This is a genomic window from Streptomyces sp. NPDC060031 (assembly GCF_042736805.1).
Taxonomy (GTDB): Bacteria; Actinomycetota; Actinomycetes; order Streptomycetales; family Streptomycetaceae; genus Streptomyces.
The window spans coordinates 1-12,425 of the sequence record NZ_JBHWVM010000010.1 but is presented as its reverse complement, the minus strand read 5'-3'; the positions used below and the strand labels follow the sequence as shown (position 1 = coordinate 12,425).

General features: G+C 69.5%; 12 protein-coding genes. 9 read left to right on the top strand and 3 right to left on the bottom strand.

The window, feature by feature from the left end; all coding sequences use genetic code 11:
• Window positions 1–24: 24 nt before the first annotated feature.
• The 6 genes from eccD (at window position 25) to ACFWB8_RS06285 (ending at window position 7,146) form a co-directional block, all read left to right on the top strand.
• Window positions 25–1,530, top strand: a complete 1,506-nt coding sequence (gene eccD, locus ACFWB8_RS06310; protein WP_385223236.1) for a type VII secretion integral membrane protein EccD — start codon at window positions 25–27, stop codon at window positions 1,528–1,530.
• 171 nt (window positions 1,531–1,701) lie between these two features.
• On the top strand, window positions 1,702–1,989 hold the full coding sequence (gene rpsO, locus ACFWB8_RS06305) for a 30S ribosomal protein S15 (protein WP_365917403.1): 288 nt from the start codon (window positions 1,702–1,704) through the stop codon (window positions 1,987–1,989).
• Between the two features lie 307 nt (window positions 1,990–2,296).
• On the top strand, window positions 2,297–4,519 hold the full coding sequence (locus tag ACFWB8_RS06300) for a polyribonucleotide nucleotidyltransferase (protein WP_385223419.1): 2,223 nt from the start codon (window positions 2,297–2,299) through the stop codon (window positions 4,517–4,519).
• Entirely contained in the window at window positions 4,516–5,895 is a 1,380-nt protein-coding gene (locus ACFWB8_RS06295; RefSeq protein ID WP_385223233.1) for a M16 family metallopeptidase, read from the top strand. Before ACFWB8_RS06300 ends, ACFWB8_RS06295 begins: the two co-directional genes overlap by 4 nt.
• Before the next feature lie 26 nt (window positions 5,896–5,921).
• Window positions 5,922–6,674, top strand: coding sequence for a 4-hydroxy-tetrahydrodipicolinate reductase (gene dapB, locus ACFWB8_RS06290; protein WP_385223231.1), 753 nt, complete (start codon window positions 5,922–5,924; stop codon window positions 6,672–6,674).
• 19 nt (window positions 6,675–6,693) lie between these two features.
• Complete coding sequence (locus tag ACFWB8_RS06285; protein ID WP_385223229.1) at window positions 6,694–7,146, top strand: hypothetical protein; 453 nt, start codon at window positions 6,694–6,696, stop codon at window positions 7,144–7,146.
• 35 nt (window positions 7,147–7,181) lie between these two features.
• Here the strand turns inward: ACFWB8_RS06285 and ACFWB8_RS06280 are convergent, their stop codons facing one another.
• Both ACFWB8_RS06280 and ACFWB8_RS06275 read right to left on the bottom strand, forming a co-directional pair.
• Window positions 7,182–7,739, bottom strand: coding sequence for a PH domain-containing protein (locus tag ACFWB8_RS06280; RefSeq protein ID WP_385223227.1), 558 nt, complete (start codon window positions 7,737–7,739; stop codon window positions 7,182–7,184).
• Between the two features lie 48 nt (window positions 7,740–7,787).
• The gene (locus ACFWB8_RS06275; protein WP_385223225.1) at window positions 7,788–8,030 is read right to left on the bottom strand and encodes a hypothetical protein; all 243 of its coding nucleotides are present in this window, start codon (window positions 8,028–8,030) and stop codon (window positions 7,788–7,790) included.
• Window positions 8,031–8,248: 218 nt separating this feature from the next.
• On the opposite strand from ACFWB8_RS06275, the gene thyX reads away from it, so the two are divergent.
• The 3 genes from thyX (at window position 8,249) to ACFWB8_RS06260 (ending at window position 11,934) form a co-directional block, all read left to right on the top strand.
• The gene (gene thyX / locus ACFWB8_RS06270) at window positions 8,249–8,989 is read left to right on the top strand and encodes an FAD-dependent thymidylate synthase (RefSeq protein ID WP_385223223.1); all 741 of its coding nucleotides are present in this window, start codon (window positions 8,249–8,251) and stop codon (window positions 8,987–8,989) included.
• Window positions 8,990–9,234: 245 nt separating this feature from the next.
• Window positions 9,235–10,134: a 4-hydroxy-tetrahydrodipicolinate synthase gene (dapA, locus tag ACFWB8_RS06265; protein WP_385223221.1), complete on the top strand. Its 900-nt coding sequence runs from the start codon at window positions 9,235–9,237 to the stop codon at window positions 10,132–10,134.
• Between the two features lie 114 nt (window positions 10,135–10,248).
• Window positions 10,249–11,934: a ribonuclease J gene (locus ACFWB8_RS06260; protein WP_385223219.1), complete on the top strand. Its 1,686-nt coding sequence runs from the start codon at window positions 10,249–10,251 to the stop codon at window positions 11,932–11,934.
• A gap of 209 nt (window positions 11,935–12,143) precedes the next feature.
• Here ACFWB8_RS06260 and ACFWB8_RS06255 read toward each other — a convergent pair.
• A partial coding sequence (locus tag ACFWB8_RS06255; protein ID WP_385223217.1) for a hypothetical protein occupies window positions 12,144–12,425 on the bottom strand: 282 nt, incomplete at its 5' end.

The window sequence follows — 12,425 nt, the reverse complement described above, 5'->3', positions numbered from 1 at the left end:
TTCGCCAACCCCGGGGGTCCCAAGGTGAGTACGGCCGGAGCGACGGGCTTCTGCAGGGTCACCGTCGTGGCCCCCGACAGCCGCATCGACGTGGCCCTCCCCGAGGACATCGCCGTCGCCGACGTCTACCCCGAGCTGCTGCGCCTCACCGGCCAGACCCAGCCCGTCGGCGCACCCACCGGCTTCCACCTGGTACTCCGCTCCGGCACCGTCCTCGACGGCGCCCGCACCCTCGCCGCCCAGCAGGTCCTCGACGGCGAGGTGCTGAGCCTGCGCCCCTTCGCCGAGTCCCTGCCGCCCGCCGTCTTCGACGACGTCTCCGACGCCGTCGCCTCCGCCGTCGTCCGCGACCGCCGCCGCTGGAGCGAGGACATGCTGCGCGGCGCGGGCCTCGCAGGCGCCGCGCTCCTCTTCGTCCTGCTCGGCTTCGTCCTCTGGTACGCCGACCCCGGCCTGCACGACGTCAATGGCCTGCCCGGCGTCACCGCCGGCGCCGTCGGCCTCCTGCTCACCGCCGCCGCCGGGGTCCGCGCCCGCGTCTACCGCGACCGCGGCTCCGCCGTCGCCCTGGGGCTGGCGGCCGTCCCGCACCTGCTGATCGCCGGCGCCGGCATCATCGCCCCCGCCGCGGGCGAGGGCCCCGGCCGCCTCCAGTTCCTGCTCGGCTGCGTGTGCGTCCTCGTCGTCGCCGTCGCCCTCGTCGCGCTCAGCCCGCACGGCGACGCCCCCTTCGTCGCCGTCACCTTCCTCGGCGCCACCGGGACCTTCGCCGCCTTCCTCGCCATCGTCACCGAGGCCTCCGCGACCGCCACCGCCGCCGTCTGCGCACCCGTCGCCATCGGACTCGTCGCCTTCCTCCCCGGCCTCTCCGCCCGCTTCGCCCGGCTCCCGATCGGGTACGCCGCCCCGCGGAGCGCCGTGGAGGACCACGAGACCCCGGAGCGCCACGACACCGGCCCGTACGGTGAGCACGGCGGCGCCGACCAGCACCACCCGGCGGCCCCGCTCGACGCCGAGGCCATCGCCGCCCGGGCCCGCCGCGGCCACGAGATGCTGCTCGGCCTGGTCGGCGGCTGCGCCGCGGTCGCCATCGGCTCCGCCGCCGTCCTCGGCTTCTGCGACAACACCTGGAGCCGCCTGCTGGCCCTCGCCACCGGCCTCGCGATGCTGCTGCGCGCCCGTCTCTTCCGCTACACCTCGCAGGTCGCCGTCGCCCTCGCCGCCGGGATCACCGCCGTCGGCCTGCTCATCCTGGGCCTGGCCGTGCACCCCCCGGCCGACCTCCTCGCCGCGTACGTCCGCCACCACGACCGCAGCGGCCTGGACCTCCGTACGATCGGGCTCTCGGCCGCCGTGGCCGCCGGAGGGGCCCTCCTCGTCGGAATTGCGCTGGTCATTCCCCGCCGCGGTCTGTCACCCTTCTGGGGGCGCCTGCTCGACCTCACCGAGGCGGCAGTGCTGCTCAGCCTGGTCCCGCTTGCCCTGGCCGTGCTCGACGTCTACGCCCGGGCCCGCGCGCTCACCAGCTGAGACGGAGCCGAGCGGCAGCCTGGTACGCTGTGTGACGGACGTTTGTGTACGCGCCCCCGGATTCTTCTGGAGGCTGCGCTCAGCGGACCCCGCCTCCCGAGTTACGGAAGATCCCCAGAGAATTCGACCTGGGGCACTCGGTGGCAACGAAGACCTAAACGAGGAGTACGCGTGCCGCTCGACGCCGCTACGAAGAAGCAGATCATCAGCGAGTTCGGTGCCAAGGAGGGCGACACCGGCTCTCCCGAGGTCCAGGTCGCGATGCTCTCCCGCCGCATCTCGGACCTGACCGAGCACCTGAAGGCCCACAAGCACGACCACCACTCCCGTCGTGGTCTGCTGATCCTGGTCGGCCAGCGTCGCCGCCTGCTGCAGTACCTGGCCAAGAAGGACATCCAGCGCTTCCGTACGCTGGTCGAGCGCCTCGGCATCCGCCGCGGTGCGGCCGGCGCCAAGTAAAGACGCTGTGAAGGGAGCGGTTCCCACACTCAGGGGGCCGCTCCCTTTGCTGTACGTGCGGGACGTACCGGACGCTTTGTAGTCTGGACGCACGTGCACCGTGCATGACGCAGTACGTGCACAACTGAAGAGGAGGAGCGCCCTCCCTACGCCGCCGGTCCTCGGTAGTGGCACCCGGAAAGCCCCCACGGGCCCAGAATCCGGATGCTTCGATCGAAGACCGGCCCGCACGCAAGGAGCGCTTCTCCGCAACCGTCCACCACCACACGGGTGGCGGACGGAGACGACGAAAATGGAGAAAACGCTAGTGGAGAACGAGACCCACTACGCCGAGGCCGTCATTGACAACGGTTCCTTCGGCACCCGCACCATCCGCTTCGAGACGGGCCGTCTGGCCCGCCAGGCCGCCGGCTCCGCCGTTGCCTACCTGGACGACGACACGATGGTGCTTTCCGCCACCACCGCGTCGAAGAAGCCCAAGGACCAGCTCGACTTCTTCCCCCTGACGGTCGACGTCGAGGAGCGGATGTACGCGGCCGGCAAGATCCCCGGCTCCTTCTTCCGCCGCGAGGGCCGGCCCTCCGAGGACGCGATCCTCACCTGCCGCCTGATCGACCGCCCGCTGCGCCCGTCCTTCAAGAAGGGCCTGCGCAACGAGATCCAGGTCGTCGCCACGATCATGGCGCTCAACCCGGACCACCTGTACGACGTCGTCGCGATCAACGCCGCGTCCGCGTCCACCCAGCTGGCCGGCCTGCCCTTCTCCGGCCCGATCGGCGGCGTCCGCGTCGCGCTGATCCGCGGCCAGTGGGTGGCCTTCCCGACGCACACCGAGCTCGAGGACGCCGTCTTCGACATGGTCGTCGCGGGCCGCGCCCTGGAGGACGGCGACGTCGCGATCATGATGGTCGAGGCCGAGGCCACCGAGAAGACCATCGCCCTCGTCAAGGGCGGCGCCGAGGCGCCGACCGAGGAGATCGTCGCCGCGGGCCTCGAGGCCGCGAAGCCGTTCATCAAGGCGCTCTGCAAGGCCCAGGCCGACCTGGCCGCCAAGGCCGCCAAGCCCGAGGGCGAGTTCCCGGTCTTCCTGGACTACCAGGACGACGTGTACGAGGCCCTCGCGGCCGCCGTCAAGGGTGACCTCTCCCAGGCGCTCACCATCGCGGGCAAGCAGGACCGCGAGGCCGAGCTGGACCGCGTCAAGGAGATCGCCGCCGAGAAGCTCCTCCCGGCCTTCGAGGGCCGCGAGAAGGAGATCTCCGCCGCCTACCGCAGCCTGACCAAGGCCCTGGTGCGCGAGCGCGTCATCAAGGACAAGGTCCGCATCGACGGCCGCGGCGTCACGGACATCCGTACGCTGGCCGCCGAGGTCGAGGCCATCCCGCGCGTGCACGGCTCGGCGCTGTTCGAGCGTGGCGAGACCCAGATCCTGGGCGTCACCACCCTGAACATGCTCCGCATGGAGCAGCAGCTGGACACCCTCTCCCCGGTGACCCGCAAGCGCTACATGCACAACTACAACTTCCCGCCGTACTCCGTCGGTGAGACCGGCCGCGTGGGCTCGCCCAAGCGCCGCGAGATCGGCCACGGTGCGCTCGCCGAGCGCGCCATCGTGCCGGTCCTCCCGACCCGCGAGGAGTTCCCGTACGCGATCCGTCAGGTGTCCGAGGCCCTCGGCTCCAACGGCTCGACGTCCATGGGCTCGGTCTGCGCCTCCACCATGTCGCTGCTGAACGCCGGTGTGCCCCTCAAGGCCCCCGTCGCCGGCATCGCCATGGGTCTGATCTCGCAGGAGATCGACGGCAAGACCCACTACGTCGCCCTCACCGACATCCTCGGTGCGGAGGACGCCTTCGGCGACATGGACTTCAAGGTCGCCGGCACCAAGGAGTTCGTCACCGCGCTCCAGCTGGACACCAAGCTCGACGGCATCCCGGCCTCGGTTCTGGCCGCCGCCCTCAAGCAGGCCCGCGACGCCCGCCTCCACATCCTCGACGTGATGATGGAAGCGATCGACACGCCGGACGCCATGTCCCAGTACGCCCCGCGGATCATCACCGTCAAGATCCCGGTGGACAAGATCGGTGAGGTCATCGGCCCCAAGGGCAAGATGATCAACCAGATCCAGGAGGACACCGGCGCCGAGATCACGATCGAGGACGACGGCACCATCTACATCGGTGCCGCCGACGGCCCGGCCGCCGAGGCCGCCCGCGCCACGATCAACGCGATCGCCAACCCGACCATGCCGGAGGTCGGCGAGCGCTACCTGGGTACGGTCGTCAAGACCACCACCTTCGGTGCCTTCGTTTCCCTCATGCCCGGCAAGGACGGCCTGCTGCACATCTCGCAGATCCGCAAGCTCGCCGGTGGCAAGCGCGTGGAGAACGTCGAGGACGTGCTCGCGGTCGGCACCAAGGTCCAGGTGGAGATCGCCGAGATCGACTCGCGCGGCAAGCTCTCCCTGGTCCCCGTGATCGACGGCGAGGCCGCCGGCGACGACGCTGACAAGGACGACTCCGACAAGTGACGTCGCGTAGTTCCCGTGTGACGGCCCGCCCCTCTTCGGAGGGGCGGGCCGTCGCCCGTACCCAAACACTCCTCAAGGGCCAGAGCGGCATCGGCACCGTCCGGCGCACGGTCCTCCCCGGCGGACTGCGCATCGTCACCGAGACGCTGCCCTCCGTCCGGTCCGCCACCTTCGGCATCTGGGCCCACGTCGGCTCGCGCGACGAGACCCCGACGCTCAACGGCGCCACGCACTACCTCGAGCACCTCCTCTTCAAGGGCACCGGCAAGCGCAGCGCCCTCGACATCTCCTCCGCGATCGACGCGGTCGGCGGCGAGATGAACGCCTTCACGGCGAAGGAGTACACCTGCTACTACGCACGGGTGCTCGACACCGACCTGCCGTTGGCCATCGACGTCGTCTGCGACATGCTCACCGGCTCGCTGATCCGTGAGGAGGACGTCGACGCCGAGCGCGGCGTCATCCTCGAAGAGATCGCGATGACCGAGGACGACCCGGGCGACATGGTCCACGACCTGTTCGCGCAGACCATGTACGGCGACACCCCGCTGGGCCGACCCGTCCTGGGCACCGTCGACACGATCAACGCGCTCGGCGCCGACCGGATCCGCCGCTTCTACAAGAAGCACTACGACCCCACCCACCTGGTCGTGGCCGCCGCGGGCAACGTCGACCACAACAAGGTCGTACGCCAGGTCCGCGCGGCCTTCGAGAAGGCCGGCTCGCTGACCCGGACCGACGCCGAGCCGATCGGCCCGCGCAGCGGCACCAAGCGCATCCGCACCTCCGGCCGCGTCGAGCTGGTGAACCGCAAGACCGAGCAGGCCCACGTGGTCCTCGGCATGCCGGGCCTCGCCCGCACCGACGAGCGCCGCTGGGCCCTGGGCGTCCTGAACACCGCCCTCGGCGGAGGCATGTCCTCCCGCCTCTTCCAGGAGGTCCGGGAGAAGCGCGGCCTGGCCTACAGCGTGTACTCGTACACCTCGGGCTTCGCCGACACCGGCCTCTTCGGCGTCTACGCCGGCTGCCGCCCGAGCCAGGTCCACGACGTCCTGCGGATCTGCCGCGCCGAGCTCGACAAGGTCGCCTCCGACGGACTGACCGACGACGAGATCAAGCGGGCCATCGGCCAGCTCTCCGGCTCCACCGTCCTCGGCCTCGAGGACACCGGCGCGATCATGAACCGCATCGGCAAGAGCGAGCTGTGCTGGGGCGACCAGATGTCGGTCGACGACATGCTGGCCCGGATCGCCGCCGTGACCCCGGACGACGTCCGCTCGGTCGCACAGGATGTACTGGCCCAGCGCCCCTCGCTCGCGGTGATCGGCCCGCTGAAGGAGAAGCAGGCCGCCCGCCTCGACGAGGCCGTCGCCTAGTTCCGTACGTAGGTAAGGAAGCAACTATGAGCAAGCTGCGCGTGGCAGTCCTCGGAGCGCAGGGCCGCATCGGCTCCGAGGCCGTCAAGGCGGTCGAGGCCGCCGCCGACATGGAGCTGGTGGCGGCCCTCGGCCGCGGCGACGACCTGCAGACGCTGGCCGACGCCGGCGCCCAGGTCGCGGTCGAGCTGACCACCCCGGCCTCGGTGATGGAGAACCTGGACTTCCTCATCGGCCACGGCATCCACGGCGTGGTCGGCACCACCGGCTGGACCGAGGACCGCCTCGCCCAGCTGAACACCTGGCTCGCCGGCTCGCCGGAGACGGGCGTGCTCATCGCCCCGAACTTCTCCATCGGCGCCGTCCTCACCATGAAGTTCGCCGCCCAGGCCGCGCGCTACTTCGAGTCCGTCGAGGTCGTCGAGCTGCACCACCCCAACAAGGTCGACGCCCCCTCCGGCACGGCGACCCGTACGGCCCAGCTCATCGCCGCCGCACGCGCCGAAGCGGGCTGCGCCCCGCAGCCCGACGCCACCGCCACCGCGCTCGACGGCGCGCGCGGCGTGAACGTCGAGGGTGTCCCGGTGCACGCGATCCGGCTGCGCGGCCTGCTGGCCCACCAGGAGGTCCTGCTCGGCGGCGAGGGCGAGACCTTGACGATCCGCCACGACTCCCTGCACCACAGCAGCTTCATGCCGGGCATCCTGCTCGGCGTGCGGCGCGTGACGCAGACCCCGGGCCTCACCTTCGGCCTGGAAAACTTCCTCGACCTCGGCTGATGAGCAGGCAGTAGTCCCCATGCGCGCGAAGATCACCTATTTCCTCACGGCCGCCGTCCTGGCCGTGTACTTCGTCCTGGTCGGCAGCCGGGGCCTGATGCTGATTCAGCACGGCACCTGGATCACCGTCACCTTCGGGGTGGCGGTGCTGATCCTGCCGGTCATCGGCATCTGGTTCCTGTGGAAGAACACGCAGTTCGTCACCAAGGCCAACCGGCTCGCCACCGAGCTCGAAGCCGAGGGCGGACTGCCCGTGGACGAGCTGGAGCGGGACAAGTACGGCCGGATCCTGCGGGACTCCGCCGACGAGGTCTTCGCGCGCCGCAAGGCCGAGACGCAGGACGCCCCGGGGGACTGGCGCAGCTGGTTCCGCCTCGCCGTCGCCTACCGCGACGCCCGCGACACCCCGCGGGCGCGCAAGGCCATGCAGCGGGCGATCTCGCTGCACGAGGGAAAGCCCGTACAGGTCTGATCCCTGTACGGGCTGTCGGCGCGCCCCGCGTGACGTCAGGCGGGCACGGCCCGGTACTCGTGCGCCCAGGCCTCCACCATGTCGGCGGCCCGGTCGAAGGCCTCGCGCCGCGCCAGGAAGTCGGCGTTGTGGTCGGTCAGCAGCACCGGCAGCTCGCCGCCGCCGCGCCCGGCGACCGTCAGGGCCTGCCCCTGCACGGTCCTCGGCAGCCCGAGCCAGCGCACGGGCTGCTGGACCGTACGGACCTCGGCGACCTGGCTCCACGGGATCGAGCGGGTCGTGAAGAAGGACACCCGGCGCAGCCCCCGGGGGCTCACCCAGACGCCCGCGCGCAGCAGCCGCAGCGCCGAGCCGACGACGGCGAGCGAGGCGGCCAGGCTGGCCGCGGCCCCGCCCCACGTGCCCGCGGCGGCGATGATCATCGTGGCGAGCAGCATGAACGCCGCCAGCAGGAGCAGCACGGCGGCGATGGCGACCCGCCAGGGGCCGGGCCGGTAGGGCCGGCGCCAGCGGTCGGGGTCTTCGTGGGGGAGGGTCTCCTCCCCGTCGTGCGCGTCGAATGCGCCATCGGCCGTCAAGAAGGGCAGGGGCACGGCTGGACCTCACTCACATGCACGTTCGGTTGGACTGTGCCCGTGAGGCTACCGCCCCTGGGACGCCTCCGACTGCTCCGACTTCTCGGGCGCCTTGCTGGGCTGCAGTGCGGGCATTCCGAAGAGCAGCGAGCCGACGAGCCCCGCCACCACGGTCATCCCGACCAGACTACGGGCGGCGATCTGGGTCTTGCTCAGACTCTCGCGCGGCGGTGGAGTGACGTTACTGCGGAAGCGGTCGGCCTCGGCGACGAAGGCAAACGGGACGGGTTCGCGGCGCCGGCGGAACATGGGGGCGACTCTCCTCACGATCGAAAATGGACGGCTTTCTCCTATGTAGGACGTACAAGCGGCCCGATCGGTGCCGGATTTCGTGACATCAACCAAATTTCATGGCGGTGCGTCAGCTGACCGGGTGACCCGATCCACCCCCCTCGCCTGCACCGGGAGGCGCGGCGGGCGCCGTAGAGTGGGCGCGCCCCAGGTAAGACCGTTCGGAAGGACCCCCGGTGAGCGAGACCGCCGCTTCAGATCTGAAACCCAGCTACCGCAGTGATGTGACGGTGGAGCTGGTGAAGCACTCCGCCGCCGATTCCGACGTGCTGTGGGCCGCCCGTGTCTCCACGGCCGGCGAGCAGTCCCTGGAGGAGCTGCAGAAGGACCCGGAGCGCTCCAAGGGCCTCATCAACTACCTGATGCGCGACCGTCACGGCAGCCCCTTCGAGCACAACTCGATGACCTTCTTCATCAGCGCGCCGATCTTCGTGTTCCGCGAGTTCATGCGCCACCGCGTCGGCTGGTCCTACAACGAGGAATCCGGTCGCTACAGGGAGCTGGAGCCGGTCTTCTACGTCCCGGACGCCGAGCGCAAGCTCGTCCAGCAGGGCCGCCCCGGCAAGTACGTCTTCGTCGAGGGCACCGCGGCCCAGCAGGAACTGACGGCCCGGGTCATGGAGGACTCGTACCTTCAGGCGTACGAGGCCTACCAGGAGATGCTCGCGGCGGGCGTGGCCCGCGAGGTTGCCCGTTCGGTCCTGCCGGTCGGTCTTTTCTCCTCGATGTACGCCACCTGCAACGCGCGCTCGCTGATGCACTTCCTCGGACTGCGCACGCAGCACGAGCTCGCGGCCACCCCGTCCTTCCCCCAGCGGGAGATCGAGATGGTCGGCGAGAAGATGGAACAGCACTGGGCGCGGCTGATGCCGCTGACGTACGCCGCCTTCAACGGCAACGGCCGCGTTGCCCCGTAAGGCCCGGTGGCTCCGGTCTGGTGTACGACGTACAGATGTGCGGAGTGAAGTCCGAAGTGTCCGTATTGCGGCGTTTCGGAAAGTTCATCTAGGCTGATCAAACGGACCCGGCACTGCTTGAACCCCCGAGCAGGCAGTGCCGGGCTCCAACACCCCCCAGCCGCCGCCGGGGGCGACACCACACACCCCCGGTTGACGTCCCCCGAGGGGACACTGCGAGCGTGGCAGCGAGTAGCGTGTTACCCATGGCTCCGATCTCGACTCCGCAGACCCCCTTCGGGCGGGTCCTCACCGCCATGATCACGCCGTTTACGGCGGATGGCGCACTCGACCTCGACGGCGCGCAGCGGCTCGCCGTCCACCTGGTGGACGCAGGCAACGACGGCCTGATCATCAACGGCACCACCGGTGAGTCGCCGACCACCACCGACGCGGAGAAAAACGACCTCGTACGAGCCGTACTCGAAGCGGTCGGAGACCGCGCCCACGTCGTCGCCGGCATCGGCACCAACGACACCCGCCACACCCTGGAGCTCGCCCGCCAGGCCGAGCGCACCGGCGCCCACGGCCTGCTCGCGGTCACCCCGTACTACAGCAAGCCGCCGCAGGAGGGCCTCTACCGGCACTTCACGGCCATCGCGGACGCCACCGAGCTGCCGGTCATGCTCTACGACATCCCCGGCCGCAGTGGTGTCCCGATCAACACCGAAACCCTGGTCCGGCTGGCCGAGCACCCCCGTATCGTGGCCAACAAGGACGCCAAGGGCGACCTCGGCCGCGCCAGCTGGGCCATCGCGCAGAGCGGCCTGGCCTGGTACTCGGGCGACGACATGCTGAACCTGCCGCTCCTGTCCGTCGGCGCGGTCGGCTTCGTCTCCGTCGTCGGCCACGTGGTCAGCCCCGAGCTGCGCACCATGCTCGAGGCCCACCTGGGCGGAGACGTCCAGAAGGCCACCGAGATCCACCAGAAGCTGCTCCCCGTCTTCACCGGCATGTTCCGCACCCAGGGCGTCATCACGACCAAGGGCGCGCTGAACCTGCAGGGCCTGCCCGCGGGCCCGCTGCGGCTCCCGCTGATCGAGCTGACCGCCGAAGAGACGGCCCAGCTCAAGATCGATCTTGCCGCCGGCGGGGTACAGCTCTGACAACAGACTTCACAACTGAATAAGCAAGACCAAAACCGACAAAAGCAAGTGCACGAATGACATCCGCGCCACGTGCCTTCCGAGGTACGTGGCGTGTGTGGTGAGGAGATACTTTTGAGCCATCCGCATCCTGAACTCGGCGCGCCGCCGAAGCTCCCCAAGGGCGGCCTCCGGGTCACCCCCCTGGGCGGCCTCGGTGAGATCGGCCGCAACATGACCGTCTTCGAGTTCGACGGCCGCCTGCTGATCGTCGACTGCGGCGTTCTCTTCCCCGAAGAGGAGCAGCCGGGCATCGACCTGATCCTCCCGGACTTCACGTCCATCCGGGACCGCCTCGACGACATCGACGGCATCGTCCTCACGCACGGCCACGAGGACCACATCGGCGCCGTCCCCTACCTCCTCCGGGAGAAGCCGGACATCCCGCTGATCGGCTCCAAGCTGACGCTGGCCCTCATCGAGGCGAAGCTCCAGGAGCACCGCATCCGCCCCTACACCCTTGAGGTGAAGGAAGGCGAGCGCGAGAACCTCGGCCCCTTCGACTGCGAGTTCATCGCGGTCAACCACTCCATCCCGGACGCCCTGGCCGTGGCCATCCGCACCGGCGCCGGCATGGTCGTGTGCACCGGTGACTTCAAGATGGACCAGCTGCCGCTGGACAAGCGCCTCACCGACCTGCACGCCTTCGCGCGTCTGAGCGAAGAGGGCATCGACCTCCTCCTCTCGGACTCGACGAACGCCGAGGTCCCGGGCTTCGTCCCGCCCGAGCGCGAGATCTCCAACGTGTTGCGCACGGTCTTCGCGAACGCCCACAACCGGATCATCGTGGCCAGCTTCGCCAGCCACGTGCACCGCATCCAGCAGATCCTCGACGCCGCCCACGAGTACGGCCGCAGGGTCGCCTTCGTCGGCCGCTCGATGGTCCGCAACATGGGCATCGCGCGGGACCTGGGCTACCTGAAGGTCCCGGCCGGCCTCGTCGTGGACGTCAAGACCCTCGACGACCTGCCGGCCCACGAGGTCGTCCTGGTCTGCACGGGTTCCCAGGGCGAGCCGATGGCGGCCCTGTCCCGCATGGCCAACCGCGACCACCAGATCCGGATCGTCCCCGGCGACACCGTGATCCTGGCGTCGTCCCTGATCCCGGGCAACGAGAACGCGGTCTACCGCGTGATCAACGGCCTGACGCGCTGGGGCGCCAACGTCGTGCACAAGGGCAACGCCAAGGTGCACGTTTCCGGCCACGCCTCCGCGGGCGAGCTGCTGTACTTCTACAACATCTGCAAGCCGCGGAACCTGATGCCGGTCCACGGCGAGTGGCGCCACCTGCGCGCCAACGCCGAGCTCGGTGCCATGACGGGTGTCCCGAAGGACCGCATCGTCATCGCCGAGGACGGCGTGGTCGTCGACCTGATCGACGGCAAGGCCCGCATCTCCGGCAAGGTCCAGGCCGGCTACGTGTACGTGGACGGCCTCTCGGTCGGCGACGTCACGGAGGTCCACCTCAAGGACCGCCGGATCCTCGGAGACGAGGGCATCATCTCGGTCTACGTCGTGGTGGACAGCACCACGGGCAAGGTCGTCAGCGGCCCGAACATCCAGGCCCGCGGCTCCGGCATCGAGGACTCGTCCTTCGGTCCGGTCATCGCGAAGATCGAGGAAGCCATCGGCCGTGCCGCCGCCGACGGCGTCGCGGAGCCGCACCAGATCCAGCAGCTCATCCGCCGGACCATGGGCAAGTGGGTGTCGGACAGCTACCGCCGCCGCCCGATGATCCTCCCCGTCGTCGTCGAGGTCTGAGCCTCCCCGTAACGACGTCACTGGAGCGGGGCAACCGGATTTGCATCCGGGGGCCCCGCTCCAGTACGTTTACGTCTCCACCTCGCACGGCACCCCGGCACACACGTGTGCCCGGACGGGTCGATGCGGGCGGGTGGGAATCCAGGCCGGGGAAACCTGATAAAGTCTGGCTCGCCCGAAAGGGAAAGGCCTTCCAATGGCCATCCAATTCAAATCCAATCCGGAAACGGCGCGGAAATGATCTGGTAGAGTTGGAATCGCAGGAAAGGGAAAGCGCGAAAGTGCAGAACCTGGAAGGCGAAAAACCGCGGGACCGAGTCTGATAGAGTCGGAAACGCAAGAACGAAGAAAAGAACGAAGGAAGCGCCCGGAGGAAAGCCCGAGAGGGTGAGTACAAAGGAAGCGTCCGTTCCTTGAGAACTCAACAGCGTGCCAAAAATCAACGCCAAAAGTTGATACCCCGTCCATTTCGGTGGATGAGGTTCCTTTGA